20 protein-coding genes are annotated in these 24,693 nt (G+C 71.2%); 11 read left to right on the top strand and 9 right to left on the bottom strand.

The genetic code is table 11. The features are described from left to right. The first annotated feature begins 50 nt into the window (after window positions 1-50). The 3 genes from cofD (at window position 51) to ACZ4IF_RS32595 (ending at window position 3,519) form a co-directional block, all read left to right on the top strand. Entirely contained in the window at window positions 51-1,031 is a 981-nt protein-coding gene (cofD, locus tag ACZ4IF_RS32605) for a 2-phospho-L-lactate transferase (protein ID WP_028803834.1), read from the top strand. Then, window positions 1,028-2,395, top strand: coding sequence for a coenzyme F420-0:L-glutamate ligase (locus ACZ4IF_RS32600; protein ID WP_467569342.1), 1,368 nt, complete (start codon window positions 1,028-1,030; stop codon window positions 2,393-2,395). The genes cofD and ACZ4IF_RS32600 overlap by 4 nt, the downstream gene beginning before the upstream one ends. Window positions 2,396-2,517: 122 nt before the next feature. Further along, window positions 2,518-3,519 (top strand): DNA-3-methyladenine glycosylase family protein, encoded by a 1,002-nt coding sequence (locus ACZ4IF_RS32595; protein WP_467569340.1) that lies wholly within the window; start codon window positions 2,518-2,520, stop codon window positions 3,517-3,519. Between the two features lie 376 nt (window positions 3,520-3,895). On the opposite strand, the gene manB is transcribed toward ACZ4IF_RS32595, so the two are convergent. Together manB and ACZ4IF_RS32585 are read right to left on the bottom strand one after the other, a co-directional pair. Continuing rightward, entirely contained in the window at window positions 3,896-4,978 is a 1,083-nt protein-coding gene (gene manB / locus ACZ4IF_RS32590; RefSeq protein ID WP_467569338.1) for a mannose-1-phosphate guanylyltransferase, read from the bottom strand. 177 nt (window positions 4,979-5,155) lie between these two features. After that, window positions 5,156-6,535, bottom strand: a complete 1,380-nt coding sequence (locus tag ACZ4IF_RS32585; RefSeq protein WP_467569335.1) for a peptidoglycan recognition protein family protein — start codon at window positions 6,533-6,535, stop codon at window positions 5,156-5,158. Between the two features lie 130 nt (window positions 6,536-6,665). On the opposite strand from ACZ4IF_RS32585, the gene ACZ4IF_RS32580 reads away from it, so the two are divergent. The 4 genes from ACZ4IF_RS32580 to ACZ4IF_RS32565 all read left to right on the top strand — a co-directional run bounded on the left by ACZ4IF_RS32580 (window position 6,666) and on the right by ACZ4IF_RS32565 (window position 12,801). After that, complete coding sequence (locus ACZ4IF_RS32580) at window positions 6,666-7,421, top strand: TIGR03089 family protein (RefSeq protein ID WP_467569333.1); 756 nt, start codon at window positions 6,666-6,668, stop codon at window positions 7,419-7,421. A 185-nt stretch (window positions 7,422-7,606) separates the two neighbouring features. Beyond that, a complete protein-coding gene (locus tag ACZ4IF_RS32575; protein WP_467569330.1) occupies window positions 7,607-8,935 on the top strand; it encodes an LCP family protein in 1,329 nt (442 codons plus the stop codon). Between the two features lie 245 nt (window positions 8,936-9,180). Next, entirely contained in the window at window positions 9,181-10,932 is a 1,752-nt protein-coding gene (locus tag ACZ4IF_RS32570) for an LCP family protein (protein WP_467569328.1), read from the top strand. 165 nt (window positions 10,933-11,097) lie between these two features. Beyond that, on the top strand, window positions 11,098-12,801 hold the full coding sequence (locus ACZ4IF_RS32565) for an LCP family protein (RefSeq protein WP_467569325.1): 1,704 nt from the start codon (window positions 11,098-11,100) through the stop codon (window positions 12,799-12,801). A gap of 82 nt (window positions 12,802-12,883) precedes the next feature. On the opposite strand, the gene ACZ4IF_RS32560 is transcribed toward ACZ4IF_RS32565, so the two are convergent. Further along, window positions 12,884-13,948, bottom strand: a complete 1,065-nt coding sequence (locus ACZ4IF_RS32560) for a glycosyltransferase family 2 protein (RefSeq protein ID WP_467569322.1) — start codon at window positions 13,946-13,948, stop codon at window positions 12,884-12,886. Between the two features lie 128 nt (window positions 13,949-14,076). Between ACZ4IF_RS32560 and ACZ4IF_RS32555 the strand changes: the two genes are divergently transcribed. Then, window positions 14,077-15,564: an LCP family protein gene (locus tag ACZ4IF_RS32555; RefSeq protein ID WP_467569319.1), complete on the top strand. Its 1,488-nt coding sequence runs from the start codon at window positions 14,077-14,079 to the stop codon at window positions 15,562-15,564. 84 nt (window positions 15,565-15,648) lie between these two features. On the opposite strand, the gene ACZ4IF_RS32550 is transcribed toward ACZ4IF_RS32555, so the two are convergent. Further along, complete coding sequence (locus tag ACZ4IF_RS32550) at window positions 15,649-16,197, bottom strand: acyl-CoA thioesterase (protein WP_359501323.1); 549 nt, start codon at window positions 16,195-16,197, stop codon at window positions 15,649-15,651. A gap of 120 nt (window positions 16,198-16,317) precedes the next feature. Between ACZ4IF_RS32550 and ACZ4IF_RS32545 the strand changes: the two genes are divergently transcribed. Then, a complete protein-coding gene (locus tag ACZ4IF_RS32545; protein WP_467569315.1) occupies window positions 16,318-17,625 on the top strand; it encodes an LCP family protein in 1,308 nt (435 codons plus the stop codon). 135 nt (window positions 17,626-17,760) lie between these two features. Here the strand turns inward: ACZ4IF_RS32545 and ACZ4IF_RS32540 are convergent, their stop codons facing one another. Both ACZ4IF_RS32540 and ACZ4IF_RS32535 read right to left on the bottom strand, forming a co-directional pair. Continuing rightward, window positions 17,761-18,129: a four-helix bundle copper-binding protein gene (locus ACZ4IF_RS32540; protein WP_359501319.1), complete on the bottom strand. Its 369-nt coding sequence runs from the start codon at window positions 18,127-18,129 to the stop codon at window positions 17,761-17,763. A gap of 198 nt (window positions 18,130-18,327) precedes the next feature. Next, on the bottom strand, window positions 18,328-19,485 hold the full coding sequence (locus tag ACZ4IF_RS32535; RefSeq protein WP_345658312.1) for an acyl-CoA dehydrogenase family protein: 1,158 nt from the start codon (window positions 19,483-19,485) through the stop codon (window positions 18,328-18,330). A 188-nt stretch (window positions 19,486-19,673) separates the two neighbouring features. Here ACZ4IF_RS32535 and ACZ4IF_RS32530 point away from each other — a divergent pair, with 188 nt between their 5' ends. Further along, window positions 19,674-21,017 (top strand): UDP-glucose dehydrogenase family protein, encoded by a 1,344-nt coding sequence (locus ACZ4IF_RS32530; RefSeq protein ID WP_467569310.1) that lies wholly within the window; start codon window positions 19,674-19,676, stop codon window positions 21,015-21,017. A gap of 152 nt (window positions 21,018-21,169) precedes the next feature. Here ACZ4IF_RS32530 and ACZ4IF_RS32525 read toward each other — a convergent pair whose 3' ends face one another. Next, entirely contained in the window at window positions 21,170-21,670 is a 501-nt protein-coding gene (locus ACZ4IF_RS32525; RefSeq protein ID WP_467569307.1) for a CGNR zinc finger domain-containing protein, read from the bottom strand. A 134-nt stretch (window positions 21,671-21,804) separates the two neighbouring features. On the opposite strand from ACZ4IF_RS32525, the gene ACZ4IF_RS32520 reads away from it, so the two are divergent. Next, window positions 21,805-22,164, top strand: a complete 360-nt coding sequence (locus ACZ4IF_RS32520) for a VOC family protein (protein WP_467569304.1) — start codon at window positions 21,805-21,807, stop codon at window positions 22,162-22,164. 24 nt (window positions 22,165-22,188) lie between these two features. Here ACZ4IF_RS32520 and ACZ4IF_RS32515 read toward each other — a convergent pair whose 3' ends face one another. Both ACZ4IF_RS32515 and ACZ4IF_RS32510 read right to left on the bottom strand, forming a co-directional pair. Next, complete coding sequence (locus ACZ4IF_RS32515; RefSeq protein ID WP_467569302.1) at window positions 22,189-23,319, bottom strand: dipeptidase; 1,131 nt, start codon at window positions 23,317-23,319, stop codon at window positions 22,189-22,191. Window positions 23,320-23,467: 148 nt separating this feature from the next. After that, complete coding sequence (locus tag ACZ4IF_RS32510) at window positions 23,468-24,688, bottom strand: dipeptidase (RefSeq protein WP_467569299.1); 1,221 nt, start codon at window positions 24,686-24,688, stop codon at window positions 23,468-23,470. Between the last annotated feature and the right edge of the window lie 5 nt (window positions 24,689-24,693).

Raw genomic sequence — 24,693 nt, 5'->3', positions numbered from 1 at the left:
CTCGTAACCGCCCTGATGCGTTGTCGTACCCGCCTGCCAGACTGAACCCCATGCGCATTGTGGTTCTGGCAGGCGGTATCGGTGGTGCCCGGTTCCTGCGTGGTCTCCAGCGGGCCGTGCCGGACGCGGACATCACGGTCATCGGCAACACCGGCGACGACATCCACCTCTTCGGGCTGAAGGTCTGCCCGGACCTCGACACGGTGATGTACACGCTCGGCGGCGGCATCAACGAGGAACAGGGCTGGGGTCGCGCCGAGGAGACCTTCCACCTGAAGGAGGAGCTCGCGGCGTACGGCGTCGGACCCGACTGGTTCGGACTCGGCGACCGCGACTTCGCGACGCACATCGTGCGGACGCAGATGCTGGGCGCGGGTTATCCGCTCAGCGCCGTCACCGAGGCGCTGTGCGACCGCTGGAAGCCGGGCGTCCGCCTGATCCCCATGTCCGACGACCGCGTCGAGACGCATGTCGCCGTCACCCTCCCCGCCGACGACCCCACCGGCCCCGGCGAGCGCAAGGTCGTCCACTTCCAGGAGTACTGGGTGCGCCTGCGGGCCTCCGTGCCGGCCGAGGCGATCGTGCCGGTCGGCGCCGAGCAGGCCAAGCCGGCGCCCGGGGTGCTCGAAGCCCTGGCCGAGGCGGACGTCGTCCTCTTCCCGCCGTCCAACCCCGTCGTCTCGATCGGCACGATCCTCGCCGTGCCCGGAATCCGCGAGGCCATCGCCGACGCGGGGGTCCCCGTCGTCGGTCTCTCCCCCATCGTCGGGGACGCACCCGTTCGTGGGATGGCCGACAAGGTGCTGGCCGCGGTGGGCGTCGAGTCCACGGCTGCGGCGGTCGCCGAGCACTACGGCTCGGGGCTCCTCGACGGCTGGCTCGTCGACACCGTCGACGCGTCCGCCGTGGAGCGCGTGGAGTCGGCCGGCATCCGCTGCCGCGCCGTGCCGCTGATGATGTCCGACCTCGACGCGACGGCACGGATGGCGCGCGAGGCGCTGGCCCTGGCCGAGGAGGTACGGACGTCATGACCGCGGAACTGCCCCCGGAGGAGGCGTCCGCGGCGGGCGAGGGCCCGGCGGACACCACCGCGCGCGGTGTCGCGGGCTACCGGGTCTGGGCGCTGGAAGGGCTGCCCGAGGTGCGTCAGGGCGACGACCTCGCGAAGCTCGTCGCCGCGGCGGAGCCCGGCCTCGTCGACGGGGACGTACTCCTCGTCACCTCGAAGATCGTCTCCAAGGCGGAGGGGCGGATCGTCGTCGCCGACGACCGCGAGGCCGCCATCGACGCCGAGACCGTCCGCGTCGTCGCGCGGCGCGGTGCCCTGCGCATCGTCGAGAACCGGCAGGGCCTCGTGATGGCCGCCGCCGGCGTCGACGCGTCCAACACCCCCGCCGGGACCGTACTTCTGCTGCCCGAGGACCCCGACGCGTCGGCGCGGGCCGTCCGCGACGGACTGCGGGACGCCCTCGGCGTCCGGGTCGGCGTCGTGATCACCGACACCTTCGGGCGGCCCTGGCGCACCGGGGTCACCGACGTCGCCATCGGCGCCGCGGGCATCCAGGTGCTGGACGACCTGCGCGGCGGCACGGACGCCCACGGCAATCCGCTCAGCGCGACCGTCGTCGCCACCGCCGACGAACTCGCCGCGGCCGGCGACCTGGTCAAGGGCAAGGCCGCCGGGCTGCCCGTCGCGGTCCTGCGCGGGCTGCCGCACGTGACCGCCGAGGACGACGGCGAGGGCACGCGCGCGCTGGTGCGCGGCGCGCACGACGACATGTTCCGGCTGGGCACCTCGGAGGCGGTACGGGAGGCGGTGACCCAGCGGCGCACCGTGCGGGCCTTCACCGACGAACCCGTCGACCCCGGTGCCGTCCGGCGCGCCGTAGCCGCCGCGGTGACCGCGCCGGCACCGCACCACACCACCCCCTGGCGGTTCGTCCTCCTGGAGTCCGAGGGGTCCCGTACGCGACTGCTCGACGCCATGCGGGACGCCTGGATCGCGGACCTGCGGCGCGACGGCAAGAGCGAGGAGTCCATCGCCAAGCGGGTGCGGCGCGGGGACGTCCTGCGCAACGCGCCGTACCTCGTGGTGCCGTGCCTGGTGATGGACGGCTCCCACACGTACGGCGACGCCCGCCGCGACGGGGCCGAGCGCGAGATGTTCGTGGTCGCCACGGGCGCCGGTGTGCAGAACTTCCTGGTCGCGCTGGCCGGGGAGCGGCTCGGGTCCGCCTGGGTGTCGTCGACGATGTTCTGCCGGGACGTCGTACGGGAGGTGCTGGGGCTGCCGGAGGGCTGGGACCCCATGGGCGCCGTGGCCGTCGGGCACGCGGCGGCGGAGCCGAAGGCCCGGCCGGGGCGCGAGGCGGACGCATTCGTCGTGGTGCGCTGAGCCCGACCCGGGCACCGCGGGGAACCACGGGTGCCGTCCGCGCGCAGCGCCTACCCTCATAGGGCGCCCCTCGTCCCCGTGACCCCCGGGGCCCCGCACAGGACCCGACTAGGACCTCATCCGTGGCTGGACGATTCACTCCTCGGCCGACGCGTACGACGGTGCGCGGCGGGCACGTCGCCGTACCCCACGGCATGCCCCGGCAGACCGACGGGCCCGTGCGCAGCCGGACCTGGACGCCGCCCGGACCGCTCGACCTCGGGCTCGTGCTCGGGCCGCTGCGGCGCGGGCCCGCCGATCCGACGTTCCGGGCGACACCCGACGGCTCCGTGTGGCGGGCCACCCGCACACCCGCCGGGCCGGGGACGCTCCGGGTCTCCCTGCGCGGCACGGTGGCACGGGGCGAGGCGTGGGGGCCGGGGGCCGAATGGCTGCTCGACGGGCTCCCCGACCTGCTCGGCGCCTCCGACGACCCCGACGCGTTCGAACCGCGCCACCGGCTGCTCGCCCACACCCGCCACCGGCGGCCGGGACTGCGGCTGACGCGCACCGGGCTCGTGATGGAGTCGCTGATCCCGTCCGTGCTCGAACAGAAGGTCACCACCGACGAGGCGTACCGGGCCTGGCGGCTGCTCGTACGGAAGTACGGGGAGCCCGCGCCGGGGCCCGCGCCGGAGCGGATGTACGTCATGCCCGCGCCGCGGACCTGGGCGTTGATCCCCTCCTGGGAATGGCATCGCGCCGGGGTGGACAACAAGAGGGCCTCGACGATCCTGCGGGCCGTGCGGGTCGCGGCGCGGCTGGAGGAGGCGGTGACCTTCGAGCCGGCGCGGGCGCAGGAGCGGCTGGAGCTGGTGTCCGGGATCGGGCCGTGGACCTCCGCGGAGGTCGTGCAGCGCAGTCATGGCGCGGCGGACTCCGTGACCGTGGGGGATCTTCATCTGCCGGGCATCGTGGGGTACGCGCTGGCCGGGGACCGGGATGCGGACGACGCGGTGATGCTGTCGCTGCTCGAACCGTATGCGGGGCAGCGGCATCGGGCCGCTCGGTTCATTCTGTTGTCGGGGCGGGTGCCCGGGCGGCGCGTGCCGAAGATGCCCAAGTGGGACATCGGGCGGCTCTAGTTCGCGCGGGGGCGCGGGTGGGTGGCGTGCTCGTCCGGCCGGGGCTCGGCTCCCCGTTGTCGCTCGCCGTCGTCGCTCGCCGTCGCCGTGCTCGGGCCGGTCTTCGCCCCCTCCGCCCCTACCCGTCCCGTGTTCCGGGGCTCCGCCCCGTGCCCCGCCTGGGGGCTCCGCCCCCTGGACCCCCGCTCCTCGAACGCCGGAGGGGCTGACAGGTGCCTCCGCTTTCCTCCGCGAGGGGGCTGGATCTTGCCCCAGCCCGTGTCCGGCCACGGGGGCTTCCCGCTCCTCGAACGCCGGAGAGGCTGATAGGTCCCCGGAGGGGCTGATCGTCCCCGGTGGGGCCGAGTGCGGGCTCGGGCCCACCGGGGTGCGGGGGTTACTGGTCCGAGGAGAAGCGGAGCGAGGACGCGGGGATGTGGGCGTCGCACCAGACGCGTACACCCTGGCGGAGTTCGTTGTCGGGGCCCACCACCGCGCCGTCGCCGATGACGGCGTCGGTGAGGACGGTGCGTTCGCCGATGCGGGCGCGGGCTCCGACGAGGGAGTCGGTGATGATCGCGCCGGGCTCGACGACGGCGCCGGACAGGATCGTGCTGCCCGTGATCCGGGCCCCCTCGCCGATGTACGCGTCGGCGCCGACCACCGTCCCGCCGGTGAGTTTGGCGTCGGGGGCGACCGTGGCCGTGGGCAGGACCAGGCGGTCGCCGCAGCGGCCGGGAACGGCCGGGGAAGGGGCGCGGCCGAGGACGAGGTCCGCCGAGCCGCGCACGAAGGCCTGCGGGGTGCCCAGGTCGAGCCAGTACGTGGAGTCCACCATGCCCTGGAGGTGGGCGCCGGTGGCCAGGAGTTCGGGGAACGTCTCGCGTTCCACGGAGACGGGCCGGCCCTCCGGGATCGTGTCGATGACCGAGCGGCGGAAGACGTACGCGCCCGCGTTGATCTGGTCGGTGACGATCTCCTCGGGCGTCTGGGGCTTTTCGAGGAAGGCGGTGACGCGTCCCGTGGCGTCCGTGGGGACGAGGCCGTACGCCCGCGGGTCGGTCACCCGCGTCAGGTGCAGGGAGACGTCCGCGCCGCTCGTCTCGTGCGTGCGCACCAGGGCGGGGATGTCCAGGCCGGTGAGGATGTCGCCGTTGAAGATCAGCACCGGGTCGCCGGGGGCCGAGTGGAGGCGCGAGGCGACGTTGCGGATGGCGCCGCCCGTACCGAGCGGCTCGACCTCCGTGACGTATTCGATGTGGAGACCCAGCGCGGAACCGTCGCCGAAGTACGGCTCGAACACCTCGGCCAGGTAGGACGTGGCCAGGACGATGTGGTCGACACCGGCCGCTCTCGCCCGCGCCAGCTGGTGTGTGAGGAAGGGGACCCCAGCCGCCGGAACCATCGGCTTGGGGGTGTGCACCGTGAGCGGCCGCAGCCGGGTGCCTTTGCCGCCGACCAGGAGGATCGCTTCTGTCACCTGTCGTCTCTGCTTCCTGCCGGGACCGGCCGAACTGTGTTTCGGCCGGCCAGTGTATGCAGACCGTTGGATGGCGCCTTCGATGGCGGTGCGGTGACCTTCGATGGCCCGGTACGACGTCAGGTGACCTCTGCCGCGCCCGGTTGTCCCGGGGTCGTCGCGGCTCCTCAAGAATGCTTACCGGCCCTGGTAACGGGCCGCCGCCTTTCTGGCCGAGCCGAGCTTGCCGTAGAGCTTCTTTCCTGGGCAGTCGGTGGCGAAGCCGTCACGATGGCCGGAGATCACGTTCAGTCGTACGTTCTTTCCTTTTCGGTAGAGATTGCCACCACCCGACTTCAGGTATGTCTTGCCACGCGGATCGGCCCCGAAGAGGCCGAGCTTCCACGCCGTCAGCTTCGAGATGCCGGTGACCGCGGCGGCGGGCGGCTTGGAGCTGTCGAAACTGCCGATCACGGCGATGCCCATGCTGTTGCTGTTGAACCCGCGGGTGTGCGCGCCCATGACGGCCTTCGTCACGCCCCCGGCCCGGCCCTCGTAGATGTTTCCGCACTTGTCGACGAGGAAGTTGTAGCCGATGTCCCGCCAGCCACTGCTCTCGACGTGGTAGCGGTAGATACTGCGGATGACCGAAGGGGCTTGGGAGCAGCTGTAGTTGTTGCCGGACGCCGTGTGGTGCACGAAGGCCGCCTTGACCTTCTTGGTGTAGACGAAGCCGCTCTCGCGCAGGCTCTCGTCGGCGCCCCAGCCGCGCCGGGTGACGATGTGCGGGCGGGCACCGACGTACGGCTTCGCGCGCTGCTCCTCCGGGTGCGCGGCGCTGTACTCGAATTCGGTCCGGCCCTTGGACAGCGCGGGGATCTCGGTGGCGCCCAGCGGCACGACGTCGGCGTTGGCGACGGACGTGGCGAAGCTCTCCCCCGACTGCAGGCCGGTGCGGGCGATCGAGTCGTCCTCGGGAGCGTCGGGGGCCGGTTCGCCGAGCGCCCTCGCTCCCTCGCGCAGGCCGTCCTGGACCCTGTCCACGGGGTCCGCGCCGGGGTCGACGAGTTCGAGGTGCAGGCCCCTGGGGAGCGGGGACTCCCCGGGGACCGTCGTCCGGTCGTCGCTCTGGGCCTCGACGCGCACCTCGACGCCGTCCGAGTCACCCACCCACAGCGGCGCCGTGGAGCCGTGCATCCGCGCCGACTCACCTTCGGCGGTGTCCGGATCGGGGCCGTGCGTGTTGTGCGTCTCGACGTCCTGCCAGCCGGACCATCGACCGGTGCCGGTGGCACGGGTGCGCACCTGGACACGGCCGTGCAGCTCACTTCTCGGGTCGTCCCAGGTGACGCCGACCAGCGAGAACGGGCGTACGTCGCGACGGGTGAGCCCCTGTGCGTGAGCGGCGGAGCGGGTGCCGGTGAGCGGCACGAGCGGGAGGGACCGGGTGCTGCCGGGTACGGCGGCCTCGGACGTCCCCGCCGACGGCCCGGCCTGTGCCGGGGTGGGCAGGGCGAGCGGAAGGGCGAGTGCGGCCGCGCATGTGACGCCGGCCGAGGAAGCAAGGAATCCACGCATGCCCTTGATCCTGGACAAAGTCATATATATCTGTCCATCGATGATGTGACGGGCCGTCGGACACACGCTCCCCCGAACCGGTGAAGCGGCGGGGCCGCCCGACGCGCCGCCCCCGCGTACGCTTGCGCGCGTGAACGCCACCGACCGCACCCCCGCCGACCTGCTGCGATCCGCGCTCGCCGCGGACCCCGCGCGCCCCTTGGTGACCTTCTACGACGACGCCACGGGCGAACGTGTCGAACTGTCCGTGGCCACCTTCGCCAATTGGGTGGCCAAGACCGCCAATCTGCTCCAGGACGAGCTGTCCGCCGCGCCCGGCGACCGGGTCGCGCTGCTGCTGCCGGCCCACTGGCAGACGGCCGTGTGGCTGCTCGCCTGCTCGTCCGTGGGCGTCATCGCGGACGTGGCGGGCGACCCGGCCGCGGCGGACCACGTCGTCGCCGGACCGGGACGGTTCGACGCGGGGCTGGCCTGCTCCGGCGATCGCATCGCCCTCTCGCTCGCACCGCTGGGCCGCCGCTTCCCGACCCCGCCCGCCGGGTACGCCGACTACGCGGTGGAGGTGCCCACCCAGGGCGACCGCTTCCAGCCGTACGCGCCGGTGGACCCGGAGGAGCCCGCGCTGATCGTCGCCGGGGCCGAGTACACGGGTGCCGAGGTCGTCGAGCGGGCCCGCGCCGACGCCCCCGGGCTCGACCTGACGGGGCCCGGCTCGCGGATCCTGTCGGCGCTGCCGTACGACACCTGGGAGGGCCTCAGCGCCGGGCTGTACGCGGCGCTGTCGACCGGCGGGTCCGTGGTCCTGTGCCGCCATCTGGAGCAGCTCGGCGAGGACGCGCTGGCCAAGCGGATCGAGAGTGAACGGGTAACGGCGACCGCGCGCTGAGGACACCCCGGCGGCAGGCGGGCGCCGGCCGCCGCACGCCTGGGCGCGTCCCCCATTCGGCCTATCAGCGGCACCCCCCGACCCCCGGGCCGGGACATGGTCGTAGGAGCAGTTCGAACACGACGCTCGACACGTTCGTACGCCATGACTCGACACGCTCGCACGCCTGAGGGGTGGACCCAGCCGTGAACGACAGCGCAGGGACGCCCTCCGGACCGGAGGGGCAGGATCCGGAGGGATCGCCCACCGGACGCGGAGCAGGGCCGGGGCTGGGCGCGTCGCCCACCGGGACGGGTGTCATACGCCGCCGGCGGCGCTGGCTGCGCTACACGGCGATCGGCGTCGCCGTCGTGGTGCTCGGTGCCGTCGGGGCCGGCTGGGCGGCGTACGAGAAGCTGAACGCGAACATCACGCCGGACGAGGCCGCCGCCGCCGAGCTCGCCCGCTACGAGAAGGAGCGGCCCACCGCGCTGGTGCGGGACGCGCAGAACATCCTGCTGATCGGCTCGGACTCGCGCTCGGGCGACGGGAACGGGAAGTACGGCCGGGACTCCGGGACCGAGCGGTCGGACACCACGATCCTGCTGCATCTGGCGGCGGACCGGCACAGCGCGACGGCCGTCTCGCTGCCCCGCGACCTGATGGTGGACGTGCCGAGCTGCCGGCGACCGGACGGCACCCGCACCCAGCCCATGTTCGCGATGTTCAACTACGCCTTCGAGGTGGGCGGTTCGGCGTGCACGATCCGCACCGTCGAGAAGCTCACGGACATCCGCATCGACCACCACATGGTCATCGACTTCCACGGCTTCAAGGACATGGTCGACGCCGTCGACGGCGTCGAGGTGTGCCTGAAGGCCCCCATCACCGACAAGGACGCCAAGCTGAAGCTGCCCGCGGGCAAGGTCGAGCTCGACGGCGAACAGGCGCTCGGATACGTGCGTGCCCGCAAGAGCATCGGCAACGGCAGCGACACCGACCGCATGGACCGCCAGCAGCGCTTCCTCGGCGCGCTCGTCAACAAGGTGCGCAGCAATGACGTCCTGCTCAATCCCGCGAAGCTGTACCCCGTCCTCGACGCGGCCACCTCGTCGCTCACGACGGACCCCGGCCTCGCGAGCCTGCGGGGGCTGTACGACCTGGTCCGGGGCATGCGCAACATCCCCACGGAACACATGCAGTTCCTGACGGTGCCGCGGACGTCGTACTCCGGCAACGCCAATCGCGACCAGCTCGTGCAGCCCGCGGCGCGGGAGCTCTTCAGCCGGCTGCGCTCGGACACGCCCGTGAAGGTCTCGAAGGACCTGCCCGAGGACTCCGCCCAACTCGCGGGGAAAAAGGACGTGAAGACCGGTTCATCCCAAACATCCTGCTCCTGCCCCGCGTCCGGTGACAGTGCGGAGTCGGACGGCGACGACAAGTCGACGGGAATCCCGGCGGGCGACTCCACCGGCAGCCCGAAACCCGTGCCGACTTTCCGGGGGAACACGGCGGCGGAGGACGCCTGCGGGTAAAGCGCACACCAAGCCGGGGAACTGTTGCGCCAAGAAGTCTCTGAGAAATAGGTCGGATTGCCCGCTTGTAGGGAAGTTGAATTTGTCACGGCCGTCGCTCCACGCTGAACTGGGCGGATAGTGTGAGCGATCCGGTGCACCCGGCCACGAGGTCCGTCCTGGGGGTCGCGCACTGCTTGACCAGACCCGAGCGCCTTTTGAGGGGGGAAGGCGCCGCGTGGCCCCGACGGAGGATTCAGACAACCGTGGACGCGCAAGGCCGTGGGCGGGCGGACAACATCGACCCCGCAGACCAGTGGGTACTCAACCCGAACACCGGCGAATACGAACTGCGACTGAGCCCTTCCGCACCGCAGTCGGGAGTGCCCCGGCCGCGGAGGGGATCTCCTTCGGGAGCTCGCGCCCGCACCGCGCCGGGGCGTGACCGCGAGGCGCCCGGCCGGTCCCGCGAGGCGCCTGGCACCGACGTGCCCGGCCCGCGGCGGCGGCGTGCGGAGCCCCCGGAGCCCGCTCCGGGACGCCGGCGTTCGCGCACGCAGCGCAAACCGAAGAAGTCGAAGGCGAAGAAGATACTGCTGTGGACCGGCGGCACCATGGCCTTCGTGCTGGTGGGTGTCTCGGCCGCCGCCTACGCCTACCTCAAGCACCTCGAGGGCAACGTCAACACGACGGACATCGGCAGCTCGGGCAAGAGCGGCTTCAGCAAGGACGACGCCTTCAACATACTGATCATCGGTACGGACAAGCGCACCGGTAAGGGCAACGAGGGCTACGGGGACAAGAACAGCGTCGGTCATGCCGACACCAACATCCTGCTGCACGTCTCCAAGGACCGGACGAACGCGACCGCGATGAGCATTCCGCGCGACCTCATCGTCGACATCCCGGACTGCAAGTCCAAGCAGCCCGACGGCACCGAGAAGATCATCGGGGGCACCGAGAACGTCCGCTTCAACACGAGCCTCGGACAGTCCGGGCGCAACCCGGGCTGCACGATGGACACGGTCAAGGCGGTCACCGGCATCACGGTCGACCACTTCATGATGGCCGACTTCAACGCGGTGAAGACGCTGACCAGCGCGGTCGGCGGCGTCAACGTGTGTCTGGCCAAGGACGTCAACGACCCCGACTCGCACCTCAAGCTCTCCAAGGGCGAGCACACGATCGAGGGCGAGCAGGCCCTCGCCTTCGTGCGCACCCGGCACAGCTTCGGCAACCAGGGCGACCTGGACCGCATCAAGGTGCAGCAGCAGTTCCTGGGCTCCCTGATGCGCAAGATGAGCTCCAGCGACACCCTCACCAGCCCCACCAAGCTGGTCAAGCTGGCCGAGGCCGCCACCAAGGCGCTGACCGTGGACACCGGCATCGGCAAGGTGAGCACGCTCAAGGACATGGCACTGGAGCTGAAGAAGGTGCCGACGAAGAACATCTCGTTCACCACGGTGCCGGTGCTCGACAACCCCGCGGACGGTGTCGTCCACAAGACGGTGATCGTGAACCCGACGACGGGTCCCGAGGTCTTCGACGCCATCAAGAACGACGTGTCGTTCACCGCGGTGAAGCAGAAGCAGAAGAAGGAGAAGGCCTCGGTGGCCGCCCGTCTCAAGGGCTCCCGGTCCGCCGCCGCCGACATCCGCGTCGACATCTACAACGGTGGTGCCGCCGCCGGCTCCGCACAGGAAACTCTCAACTGGCTGCAGAATGATAAGGGCGTACTCAAGGCCAGCCAGCTCGGAAACGCAGGTGAAACACTGAGCAGGACGACCCTGGAGTACTCTCCCGACCAGGCCGACCAGGCACGCAAACTGGCGGATCTCATGGGGTTGCCCGCTTCCGCGATGAAGCCGGGCAAGAGCGAGAAGAACTCACAGGGTCTGCCCGCGATCGTGCTGACCCTGGGCAAGGACTTCAAGGGTGCCGGGGTGCCGATGACGGCTCCGACGAAGGCGCCCGAGGTGGACAAGTCCACCGCGGACAAGACGGTGTGCGCCAGCTGATGACCTAACGGGTCCGTCAAGCGTCTAACAGGACGCGAGACGTGTGCGATCGGACGTGAGAAGTGCCCCGCCGGGCCCGGTAAGTGCCCGGCGGGACAGGAGGAACGTCCGGACGGGCACGGGACGGACCCGTTTGTCAGGCGCAGGGTGGGGAGGGGCAGGGAGATGGCGCAGAGCAGTGTGCGTGGGGAGGGAACACGACCACGCGTCCGACGAGCCGGCGAACCCGGCTGGGACGACAGTCTGTACGAGGAGAACGGCGAACGCGTTCAACCGGCCGGCGACAAGGGGAGTCGTACGGCCGGCGACACGGCACCGCGGACTCAGGGCAGACACGGCGGCGGCGGAGGCGGCCGCCGGCACGGGGGCGGGGGGCGCCCGCGACTCCGACGTCGCATACTGCGCTGGTCGGCCACGGTCCTGGCCCTGCTGATACTCGGCACGGCCGGCGCCGGTTACCTCTACTACCGGCATCTGAACGGCAACATCAAGAAGGACGACCTCAACATCGGCGACGAGAAGGACCGCGCCGCCAAGTCCAAGCCGAACGCGGCGGGCCAGACGCCGCTGAACATCCTCCTGATCGGTTCGGACGGCCGGAACTCCAAGGAGGACCAGAAGCTCGGCGGGGCGAAGGACACCTTCAACTCGGCGCCGCGCGCCGACGTCCAGATGCTGCTGCACCTGTCGGCGGACCGCACCAACATGTCGGTGGTGAGCATGCCCCGCGACACGCTGCTGCAGATCCCCGAGTGCACCGATCCCGACACCGACAAGACGTATCCCGCGAGCACATCGCTCACCATGACGAACGACTCCCTGGGCCGCGGGGGCCCCGGCTGCACGGTCGCCACGTGGGAGAAGCTGACCGACATCCACATCGACCACTTCATCATGGTCGACTTCTCGGGCGTGGTCTCGATGGCCGACGCGATCGGCGGCGTCCCCGTCTGCGTGGACGCCAGCATCTACTCGCACACCTCCAACGGCCACGGCTCCGGGCTGAAGCTGGAGAAGGGCACCACGTCCGTCAAGGGCAAGCAGGCCCTCCAGTGGCTGCGCACGCGGTACGGGTTCGAGGACGGCACGGACATCGCCCGGACCAAGGCGCAGCACCAGTACATGAACTCGATGGTGCGCCAGCTGCGCGAGAACGCCACGCTCAGCAACCCGGGCAAGCTGAAGGACCTCGCGGAGACCGCCACCGAGGCACTGACCGTCGACAACGGCCTGGGCACGGTGACCAAGCTCTACGACCTCAGCAAGGAGCTGAAGAAGGTCCCGACCGGCCGCATCAACATGACCACCATGCCGTGGGTGTACGCCCCCGGCAACGTCCGTGTGCTGCCCAAGGCCAACGACGCGGACAAGGTCTGGCGGCTGCTGCGCGAGGACATCCCGCTGGACGGCGACGGGAAGAAGAAGGCCAAGGAGCGGACGTCGCAGGACCCGGCCGCCGCCGACGACCAGATCGCGGTGCAGGTGCAGAACGGCACCCGCACCGACACGCTGGCGCCGGTCGGCGGGCGGGCGAGCACGGTGGCGGGACTCCTCGTCGGCAAGGGCTTCACGCAGACGACCGCCGACCGCACGACGGCGACCGCCGAGGAGACCACGCTGATCCGCTTCCCGAGCGCCGACCTGGAGGGTGACGCCCTGCGCCTCGCCAAGGCCCTCGGCGTCCCGTCGAAGGCGGTGGAGAAGTCCGCGGACGTCTCCGGGGTCACGCTGGTCGTCGGGGCGGACTGGCGGGTCGGCTCGACGTACAAGGCCCCGAAGGACGACGACTCGATGCCGTCCTCGGCGAAGCTCGACAAGGGGTCGGACACGAAGGCCTGCATGCACGTCGATCCCGCCTACAGCTGGTAGCGGCGCGGTCGGTCGCACGGTCCCGTACGCGAGTCGGGCCCCTCTCACATGCGAGAGGGGCCCGACTCGCTTGCGCGCAGGCTCAGTGGGAGCCGGCGGACGGTTCGGCGGAGGACTCGGCCACGGCACCGAGCACCGCCGGGCGACGGGACGCGATGACCTTCTTGGCCAGCGCCTTCGGGCTGGTGAGGAAGCCCCAGCCCCACGACATGTGCATGGTGGCGAGGGCGACGGGGATCTGCGCCCGGGCCTTCAGCGGGAGGCCCTTGCCGGCCGGCAGCGAGCCGAGCGCGATGGCCGCGAGGTAGCCGGCGGGGACGACGAAGCCCCAGGGGGTCAGTGCCGCGCCCACGACCAGGCCCGCCGCTATCGCGCACACCGCGGTCGGCGGTGCGAGGTAGCGCAGGTTGATGGAGCCCTCGTGGTAGCGCGCGACGACGTGCCGCCAGCGCCCGTAGTCCTTGTACTGCTTGGCGAGCGCCTTCACGGAGGGCCGCGGCCGGTAGGACACGCGCAGCTCGGGCGAGAACCAGATGAGGCCGCCCGCCTCGCGGATCCGGAAGTTCAGCTCCCAGTCCTGGGCGCGGATGAACTCCTCGTTGTAGCCGCCCTGCTGCTCCAGCGCCTCGCGCCGGAAGACGCCGAGATACACGGTCTCGGCGGGAGCGGCGTCGCCGCCCGTGTGGAAGGCGGCGTTCCCGACACCGATCTTCGAGGTCATCGCGGCGGCGACCGCGTGCTCCCAGTCGTTCTCGCCCTCGGCGTGCATGATGCCGCCGACGTTCTGCGCGCCGGTCTCCTCCAGCAGGCGCACGGCGGTCGCTATGTAGTTCTGCGACAGGATGCCGTGGCCGTCGACGCGCACCACGACGGGGTGCCGCGACGCCTTGATCGCGGCGTTCAGGGCGGCGGGGGTACGACCGGTCGGGTTCGGCACGGTGTGCACCCGCGGGTCGTCCCGCACCAGCTCGGCGGCGATCTCGTCCGTCCGGTCCGTGGAGGGACCGAGGGCGATCACGACCTCCATCTCGCCGTCGTACTGCTGCGCCAGGATCGCTTGGACGGCCCCGCGCAGATGCCGCTCCTCATTGAGGACGGGCATGATCACAGACACGGCGGGGGACCGCACGTCAGACTTCTCGCTCATCGGACGTCACGTTACCGCGAATGGGGGACACGGGCGCGCGCCGCCCGGCCTAAGGCGCGGGCCGCAGATCGTATCGGCCTACGGTGCTCACGGATCCCCACGCCCAGGGCCTGCCGGAGGTGTCCCCCTTGCCCACGCCGCGCCGCTCCCCCGCCCGCCCGCAGCGCCACCCGCAGCCGCCCCGCGCGCGTAGGCCGGACGTGCGGTCCTCCGGACGGCCCCCGGCGCGGCGCAGGAAGCCGCGCTGGGCCATGCGGATGGCGACGACCCTGTCCGTGGTGGTCCTCGCCTCGGCGGGCATCGGGCACGCGGTGGTCACCAGCCTGGACGAGGACATCGCCCGGGTCGACCCCTTCAGGGACATGAAGAACCGGCCCGAGGCGGGCCACGGCATGAACGTGCTGCTGGTCGGCACCGACGGCCGGGACAGGATCACGGAGACGGAGCGGCGCAGGTACCGGCTCGGCGGGGCGCCGTGCCACTGCACGGACACGATCATGATCGTGCACATCTCGGAGGACCGGGAGCGGGCCAGCGTGGTCAGCCTGCCGCGCGACTCCTACGCAGAGACGCCGGAGCACACCGACGAGACCACCGGCAAGCGGCACGGCCCGCACCCGCTCAAGCTCAACGCGGCGTACGCGGAGGGCGGCCCGAACCTGACCGTGCGCACGGTCGAGAACATGACCCACGTGAAGATCGACCACTATCTGGAGGTCGATTTCACCAGCTTCATGAAGACGGTGGACGTGCTGGGCGGCGTCCGCGTCTGCACCACACAGCCGCTGAAGGACTCGTACACGGGGCTCGACCTGGCGGCGGGCTCGCACACGCTGAACGGCGGACAGGCGCTCCAGTACGTACGGTCCCGGCATGTCGACGGGGCCTCGGACCTGGGCCGGATGCAGCGTCAGCAGCGCTTCCTCGCGGCGCTGGTCGAGCAGACCACGTCGTCCGGGGTGCTGATGAACCCGATGAAGTTCCGCGACATGACCCGGGCCGTGCTCAGCTCGGTCCGTGCGGACAAGGGCTTCGGCACGGACGAGCTGCTCGATCTCGGCCGGGCCATGCGGAACTTCTCGCCTTCCTCGTCCGAGTTCACCACCGTGCCGATCGGGCAGATGGGATACGTCGTCAAGGGCATCGGCTCGACCCTGAAGTGGGACGGGGCGAAGTCGCGGAACCTGTTCACGGCGCTGCGCGACGACAAGCCGCTCGCGGCCCCCAGGCCGCGCCGGTCCGAGGCGCGGCCGGTGGACGTGGCGCCGCAGCAGATCCAGGTCCAGGTGGAGAACGGGACGGGCACGGCGGGCCTCGGCAAGCGCGTCGACAGCGCGCTCGCGTCCACCGGGTTCCGCACCACGCGCCGGCCCACCAACGCCGCGGACCGTACCGCCCGGCGCACCGTCGTCTCCTACGACCCCCGCTGGGACCGCTCGGCGAAGTCGCTGGCGGCCGCGCTGCCCGGTGCCGAGCTGCGCGAGGTCAAGGGACAGGGCGCGCTGCTGAAGGTGACCGCCGGGTCGGACTTCGAGAAGGTGAAACGGGTGCGGGCGGACGACCCGTACCGGGGCAAGTTCGGGGCGACGACGGGCGACCAGGTGGTGTGTCCGTGACCCCCGCGCGTGAAGCCGTCCCGGATCCGGCGGGCCGGCGACCGAACCGGAGGGCGGCCGGCTCCGTGGAAGGGGTGGGGACGGTCAGTCGTCGAGGCCCTCGGCGGCCCGCTTCTCACGGAGCTCCATGATCGCCCGGCGGCGGGCGAGCCGGTGGGTGCGGCGGATCTGCGCCTCCTGGTAGCGCCGCTCGTCGCGCTCGGTCTCCGGCTGCACCGGAGGCACGCGCCGGGGCTTGCCGTCCGCGTCGACGGCGGCGAACACGAGATAGGCCGAGCCGACCTGCTGGGGTGGCGTGGACTCGTTCCAACGCTCGGCGAGGACGCGGACGCCCACCTCCATCGAGGTACGACCGGTCCAGTTCACCTGAGCCTTCACATGGACGAGGTCGCCCACGCGGACGGGCTCCAGGAAGGCCATCTCGTCCATGGAGGCGGTGACGGCGGGCCCGCCGGAGTGCCGCCCGGCCACCGCGCCCGCCGCGTCGTCGACGAGCTTCATGATCACGCCACCGTGCACCGTTCCCAGAAGGTTGGTGTCGTTGTGGGTCATGATGTGGCTGAGGGTGGTCCGCGACGCGGATGTCGGCTTGCCCGGAATATCGGATTCCGGGTTGGCGGCCTGGTTCGTCATGGCGTCCACCTTATGCCGCGCCACGCAAGGGGTTGCTTTGCATCAGCTCTGCAACAGGCGTGACCCAGATCTCCCCCGTCTCTTGTAAGACACACCGTGCGGCCCTGCACACTGGTCCGCATGAACGATTGGCCCGACGCGTGGTCCGACGACAACCGCAACAACGGCGGCAACCGCTACGGACGCGGCAGCGCAGGCGCACAGCCTGAGAGCGCCCGCGTGATGCGGCAGGTACGGCGCGGCCCGGCGACGCCCGGTCCGGGTCCGGCCGCCCCGCCGTACGGCGGCGTGCCCCGACAGCCGTCGTACGTCGACGGGCAGGGGTACGACGACGGATACGACAACGGGTACGACTCGGGCTACAACTCGGGCCAGGTCTACGGCGGCGGCCGGGGCGGCTTCGTTCCGAACGACAACGACGCGGACCCGGACTACCAGAACTACCGTCCGCGCCCGAACTGGCGCCGCCGGATCAAGTGGACCGCGATCACCCTGGTCACACTGCTGGTCGTGGTCTCCGTCTCCACGTACTTCTGGGCCGACTCCAAGCTCCACCGTGACGTGGATCTCTCCAAGGTCATCGACCGCCCCGAGACGGGCGAAGGTACGAACTACCTGATCGTCGGTTCAGACAGCCGCGCCGGCATGTCCGCCGAGGAGAAGAAGAAGCTGCACACCGGGTCCGCCGAGGGCAAGCGCACGGACTCGATGATGATCCTTCACGTCGGCGGCAACGGCGACACCCTGATATCACTGCCGCGTGACTCGAACGTCACCATTCCCACGTTCCGCGGGTCCGAGTCCGGCAAGATCAAGGGCCCACTGGGCGCGAACAAACTGAACGCGGCCTATGCGTTCGACGGCCCGACGCTTCTCGTGCGCACCATCGAGTACAACACCGGCCTGCACATCGACCACTACGTGGAGATCGGCTTCGCGGGCTTCGCGAACATCGTCGACTCGGTCGGCGGCGTCGAGATGAACCTCGACAAGGGCTTCAAGGACAAGTACTCCGGCGCCGACTTCCAGGCAGGCAAGCAGACCCTCAACGGCGAGCAGGCCCTCGCCTTCGTCCGCACCCGGCACGCCTTCGCGGCCTCGGACCTCCAGCGCACGAAGAACCAGCAGAAGTTCCTGTCCGCCCTGGCGCACCAGGTCGCGACGCCCTCGACCGTCCTGAACCCCTTCAAGCTCTACCCGACCATGAGCGCGGGCCTCGACAGCCTCACCGTCGACAAGGACATGAGCCTGTGGGACCTGGGCGAGATGTTCTGGGCGATGAAGGGCGTCACCGGCGGCGACGGCAAGTCCATGAACATGCCGATCTCCGGCTCGGCGAACGGCAACCTCGTCTGGGACAAGGCGAAGGTGAAGACGCTGGTGAACCAGCTGAAGAACGACGAGAAGGTCACGGTCTCGGGGAACTGAGCCGGTACCCGGCCGTTCCTCGCGGACGCACCGACACGCGACTGGGCCCCGCCGATCCGTTCGGCGGGGCCCAGTCGCGTCCGGGGTCCCGACGGCCCCGCGGGGCCGGGGCGAGTGACCGGGGGACGGGCGAGGTCACATCGTGGCGCCCGCCATGCTGCGGCACATCTGCGCGCAGCGGCGACAGGACTCGGCGCAGCGCATCATCTGCGGGTCGTCCGGCATGGCCATACACGCCTCGGCGCACATCTCGCACGCCTTGGCGCACATCGCGCACATCTCGGCCGACATGGGCGAGCGGCGCATCATCATGTCCGCGCACATCCGGGTCATCTCGGAGCAGTCCATGAGCGCGCGCATGATCTGCATCTGGGCCTGGCCGCCCATCTGCATGCAGGAGCTCATGGTCTCCTCGCAGATGCCGTGGCAGGCCATGCAGGCCTGCACGCAGTCCTGCATCTCCTTGCTCAGGGCCGTCATCGTTCCGGACTGGTTCATGGTCATGGCTCTGCTCCTGGGCGTGATGAGGCCCGGGACGGGCCCCGTTCCCTACCGTGGTACGCCCGGTGGGCACCTCGCGCCATCGGGCGGACGCGAACGGTCCGCCCCGCGTGCCGCTCCCGCGAGACGGCGAAAGCCCCCGGAAGCATCCGGGGGCTTTCGCCTGCGATACGCCGTCCGGCTGTCGGCGACGGCCTCGCGCTACGGAAGGTTGCGGGCCATCACGATGCGCTGGACCTGGTTGGTGCCCTCGTAGATCTGGGTGATCTTGGCGTCCCGCATCATGCGCTCGACCGGGTAGTCACGGGTGTAGCCGTAGCCGCCGAGCAGCTGGACGGCGTCCGTGGTGACCTCCATGGCGACGTCCGAGGCGAAGCACTTGGCGGCCGCACCCAGGTAGGTGAGGTCGGCGTCGCCGCGCTCGGAGGCCGCGGCGGCCTGGTAGGTGAGGGCGCGGGCCGCCGAGATCTTCATGGCCATGTCGGCGAGCATGAACTGGATGCCCTGGAAGTCGGCGATCGGCTTGCCGAACTGCTTGCGCTCCTGGACGTAGCCCTTGGCGTAGTCGAGGGCGCCCTGCGCGATGCCGAGGGCCTGCGCCGCGATCGTGATGCGGGTGTGGTCCAGCGTCTTCATCGCGGTGGCGAAGCCGGTGCCCTCCTCGCCGATCATGCGGTCGGCGGGGATGCGCACGTTGTCCAGATAGACCTCGCGCGTCGGGCTGCCCTTGATGCCGAGCTTCTTCTCCGGGGCGCCGAAGGAGACGCCCTCGTCGGACTTCTCGACGACGAACGCGGAGATACCCTTCGAGCGCTTCGTCGGGTCGGTCACCGCCATGACCGTGTAGTACTCGGAGACGCCCGCGTTGGTGATCCAGCGCTTCACGCCGTTGAGGACGTAGAAGTCGCCGTCGCGGACCGCCTTCGTCTTCATGCCGGCCGCGTCCGAACCCGCGTCGGGCTCGGAGAGGCAGTACGAGAACATGCCCTCGCCCTTGGCCAGCGGCGCCATGTACTTCTTCTTCAGCTCCTCGGAGCCGGAGATGATGACGGGCAGCGAGCCGAGCTTGTTCACCGCGGGGATCAGCGAGGAGCTCGCGCAGACGCGGGCCACCTCCTCGATCACGATGACCGTGGCGAGCGCGTCGGCGCCGGCGCCGCCGTACTCCTCGGGGACGTGCACGGCGTGCAGGTCGTTCGCGACCAGGGCGTCGAGCGCCTCCTGCGGGAAACGGGCCTCCTCGTCCACCGCTGCGGCGAACGGCGCGATCTTCGCCTCGGCCAGCGAACGGATCGCGTCCCGGAGCATGTCGTGCTCCTCGGACGGGCGGTACAGGTCGAAATCAGCCGATCCGGCCAAGGTCTCTCACGCTCCAAGGGACGCTGTGATGGTGGCGCTAACTACCGTTAAGTAACCCAAATTTTAGAGCTCCGCCCACGCGAGTGATACGTGAGCTTGGCGACAGGGAAAAAGTGCCCGTGAAAGCGCCCGGCCAAGCCCCGACTATGCTCGGGCGCGCACCTACGCCGCACACTCCAGGAGCACCCATGGCCCTCAAGATCACCGTGATCGGAACCGGCTATCTCGGCGCCACGCACGCTGCGGCCATGGCCGAGCTCGGTTTCGAGGTCCTCGGGCTCGACGTGGTGCCCGAGAAGATCGAGATGCTCCAGCGGGGTGAGGTCCCGATGTACGAGCCGGGACTCGAGGAGCTGCTGCACAAGCACGTCGCGGGCATCGAGGGGTCCACCGGGCGGCTGCGGTTCACGATGGACTGGGCCGAGGTCGGGGAGTTCGGCGACGTCCACTTCGTCTGTGTGAACACTCCGCAGAAGCACGGCGAGTACGCCTGCGACATGTCCTACGTCGACGCGGCCTTCGAATCGCTCGCGCCGCACCTGCACGGCCCGGCCCTCGTCGTCGGCAAGTCCACGGTGCCCGTCGGCTCGGCGGACCGGCTGGCCGCCCGGCTCGCGGAGCTCGCACCCGCCGGCGAGGACGCCGAGCTCGCCTGGAACCCGGAGTTCCTGCGGGAGGGCTTCGCGGTGCAGGACACACTGCACCCCGACCGGATCGTGGTGGGCGTGCGCAGCGACCGCGCGGAGAAGCTGCTGCGCGAGGTGTACACGACGCCGGTCGCCGTGGGCTCGCCGTTCGTGGTGACCGACTTCCCGACCGCCGAGCTGGTGAAGACGTCCGCGAACTCCTTCCTCGCCACCAAGATCTCCTTCATCAACGCCATGGCCGAGGTCTGCGAGGCCGCGGGCGGCGACGTCGCCAGGCTGGCCGAGGCGATCGGGCACGACGAGCGGATCGGGAAGAAGTTCCTGCGGGCGGGGATCGGCTTCGGCGGCGGCTGCCTGCCCAAGGACATCCGCGCCTTCATGGCACGCGCCGGCGAGCTGGGTGCCGACCAGGCGCTGACCTTCCTGCGCGAGATCGACTCCATCAACATGCGGCGCCGCGGGCAGATGGTCGAGATGGCCCGGGAGGCGCTCGGCGGCGGTTCCTTCCTCGGCAAGCGGGTCGCCGTGCTCGGCGCGACGTTCAAGCCGGACTCGGACGACGTGCGCGACTCGCCCGCCCTGAACGTCGCCGGGCAGATCCACCTCCAGGGCGGCCAGGTCACCGTCTACGACCCGAAGGGCATGGAGAACGCCCGGCGCCTCTTCCCGACGCTGGGGTACGCCGACACCGCCGTCGAGGCCGTGCGTGGCACGGATGTCGTGCTGCACCTGACGGAGTGGCGCGAGTTCCGCGACCTGGACCCGGCGGAGCTCGGCGAGGCCGTCGCGGCCCGGGTGCTGCTGGACGGGCGCAACGCGCTCGACCCCGAGGTGTGGCGCCGTGCCGGGTGGACGTACCGGGCGATGGGCCGCCCGACCGCCTGAGGCAGCCGTGGCGGCGCGCCGGAGGCCGGCGGGCCGAAGAAGGGGTGACGCCGGTCCGGCCGAGGCTCAGTCGGCCGGACCGGCGTCAGTCGCATTCTGCACCACTTCGCCGTCCCCCGAGCGGCGACCGCCCGACTCGCCGTCGCGACGGGCTACTTGGCGCGGTACCGCCGCATCTTCGCGCGCGCCCCGCACACCGACATCGAGCACCAGCGACCGCGGCCGGCGGGGCTGCGGTCGTAGTACGCGAAGTGGCACTCGGGCAGTTCGCAGGCCTTGAGGCGGAGCCAGGTGCCCTCGGTGAGCGCCTCCCCCACCGCCGCCGCCACGCGGGACAGCAGCGGCCCCGTGTCGGCCGGGGCGAGCGCGGCCGAGCCGTCCCGTTCGTCGACCGCCACGTACAGCGGCGCCCGTGCCAGCAGTTCGCCCAGGGGCGTCACCGCGCGGTGCGGCGGGTGTCCGGCGTGCGCCAGGCACACGGCCCGCAGCGACTCGCGCAGCTCCCGTGCGCCGGCCACGTCCCGCTCCGTGACGCCGAACGCGGCACGGCCGTCGGCCGTGTCGAGCAGATCGGCGCCCGACGCCAGGTCCACGGTGTTCACCAGCGCCTCCACGAGGGCCAGCCCTCCGGGCGCGGGCGCCCTCTCACTCATCGTCGCGTCCTCATGCTTGCGACGTTACCTCCAATGCGGGAGTATCCAGTAACCGTCGTTACCGCTTGAGGCGCTCTACGGGTAACTCACTCCTCGGCGGTCCACGAGCAACCCATCCCCCTGGGAGGAAGTCAATGGCTCTCGCCAAGCTGGGCGCCGTCGTCCTGGACTGTCCCGACCCCCGCGCGCTCGCCGGGTTCTACGCCGAGGTGCTGGGCGGCACGGTCCAGGGCGAAGGCGACTGGATCGACCTGGAGGCGCCCGGCGGACGGGCGCTGGCGTTCCAGGCCGCGCCCGGACACGTACCGCCGAAGTGGCCCGCGCCCGACGCCTCGCAGCAGTTCCACCTGGACCTGACCGTGGAGGACCTGGACGCGGCCGAGAAGGGCGTGCTGGCGCTCGGCGCGACACCCCTCGACGCGGAGGACAGCTCGCGCGGCTGGCGCGTGTACGCCGACCCCGCCGGGCACCCCTTCTGCCTCTGCGCCTGCTGACCGGGGTCCGGACGGGGGAAGGCGTCAGCCGTCCAGTTCCGCGATCCTCGCCGAGGACGGCTCGCGGCGCTGCTGGGCGGCGCGGGCCGTGAAGTCCGCGCTGCGCAGCACCCGCTGGACGTTCCCCCAGGTGAGCAGGGCCAGGTCGGACGCGGACCAGCCGCGGGAGATCAGCTCCGCGATCAGCCGCGGATAGCAGGACGCGTCGGACAGGTCCTGCGGATGGGCGGCCCCCGAGTCGTACGTCCCCGAAAGGCCGGCGCACTCCGCGCCCGCGAGGACGCGGATGTGGTCGAGGTGGTCGGCGACGTCGCGCACGGACGGGCCCGCCTGCTCGGCCGTCAGCGGGACGAGGCACAGACCCTTGGCGGCGCCCAGCTCGATGAGGACGTCGTCCGGCAGGTTGACCGGGTGGGGGCGCAGCGCGCGGGCCGCGGAACGGGTGAAGACCACCGGGGCCTTGGAGACCGCGAGAGCACGGCTGATCGTGGCGTCCGAGGTGCCGGAGAGGTCGGCCAGCACGCCGAGCCGGTTCATCTCCCGCAGCACCTCCTCGCCGAACCGGGTCAGACCCGCCTCGCTCGCCCAGGAGGCGCCGGCGAGCGTGAGCACCCGCAGGCCGAGGGTGTGCAGCGCGCGCAGGATGCCGAGCGAGTCGCCGAGCGCGCCCGCTCCGGCGGGTCCGAGCACGACGGCGACGCGGCCGCAGTTGCGGGCGTCGGTCAGACCGGAGGCGCTGTACGTCATGCGCAGGCCCTCGGGATGCGCCCGCACCACCGCCTTCACCAGATCCAGCTGCTCCAGGGTCGCGCCCACGGCACGGTCCCCGGCAAGACCCTCCGGCAGGTGCAGCGAACAGAACACGGCACCGACGTGCCCCGCGCGCATCCGGGGTACGTCGGTGTCCACGGAGGTCTCGCCGAGCTCCAGGTCGTACCAGGGAAGGTGTCGCAGCACCCAGGGAAGACCGCTGTAGCCGTCGGCGACGGGGTGGGCGGCCAGGAAGGCGTGGGCCCGCTCCAGCGGGTCGCCTCCCGCCGTGCCGGCCGGCCCGGGCGTCCCGAGGAGCGCCGGCTCCGACTCCGGCCAGACGGCCGACGGGTCGAGTTCGCCCACCTCGGAGGTGAGGTGCAGTTCGTCCTGCAGTTCTGCCATGACGGCCTCCGCTGGGTGGACGGTGATCGCAGTACCGCCACCGTTGCACGGAGCCCGGGGGGCTTCCTGGTGGGTGGAGCGTTCGGGGGTACGCCCCCGGCCGCACGCACCTACGGGTGTGCCCGCGGGCACACCCGTAGGTGATACGTCAGCCGTCCAGTTGCTCCAGCGTCGCGTTCGACGGGCCGCGCCGCGCCTTCAGGTCGCGGGCCACGTCCTCGGCCGCGCCCAGCACGCGCACCGAGTTCTGCCACGTCAGCTTGGCCAGATCGGCGGACGACCAGCCGCGGTCGAGCAGTTCGGCGACCAGGTTCGGGTAGCCGGACACGTCGTCGAGGCCGTGCGGGGTGAAGGCCGTGCCGTCGTAGTCGCCGCCGATGCCGACGTGGTCGATGCCGGCGACCTCGCGCATGTGGTCGAGATGGTCGGCGACCGTCGCCACCGTCGCGACGGGGCGCGGGTTGCTCTCCTCGAACACGCGGTGGATCTTCATGCCCTCGGCGGTCGTGTCCAGGTGGTGGAAGCCGTGGGCCCGCATGTTCTCGTCGGCCGCGGCCGTCCAGTCGACCGCCGCCTGGAGGACGAACTTCGGCACGAACGTCACCATCGCCACACCGCCGTTGGCGGGCAGCCGCTCCAGGACGTCGTCCGGGATGTTGCGCGGGTGGTCGCACACCGCGCGCGCCGAGGAGTGGGAGAAGACGACCGGTGCGACCGACGTGTCCAGCGCGTCGCGCATCGTCGTCGCCGCGACGTGCGAGAGGTCGACGAGCATGCCCTCGCGGTTCATCTCGCGCACGACCTCGCGGCCGAAGGCCGACAGACCGCCCACGGTGGGCACGTCCGTCGCCGAGTCCGCCCACGCGATGTTGTCGTTGTGGGTGAGGGTCATGTAGCGGACGCCCAGGGCGTACAGGCCCCGCAGCACGGCGAGCGAGTTGTCGATGGAGTGTCCGCCCTCCGCGCCCATCAGCGAGGCGATGCGGCCCTCCGCGCGCGCCGCCTCCATGTCGGCGGCGGTCAGCGCGGCCCGCAGGTCCGCCGGATGACGGTCGATCAACTGCCGTACGCAGTCGATCTGTTCCAGCGTCGCGGTGACGGCGCCCGGCAGGTCGGAACGGACGTACACCGACCAGTACTGCGCGCCGACACCGCCCGCACGCAGGCGGGCCAGGTCGGTGTGCAGGTGTGCGCTCTGGTCGGTGGCGATGTCCCGGGCGCCCAGGTCGTAGCGGACCTGTTCGCGCAGCGCCCACGGGAGGTCGTTGTGCCCGTCGACGACCGGGAACTCGGCGAGCAGTTCAAGGGCCCGGCCGAGGGACGGGGACGGGGCGGAACCGGTGGACACGGACATGGACGAGGACGTCATCCGCG

Source organism: Streptomyces sp. NPDC025784 (assembly GCF_055558435.1).
This window is presented reverse-complemented; position numbering and strand designations above follow the sequence as displayed.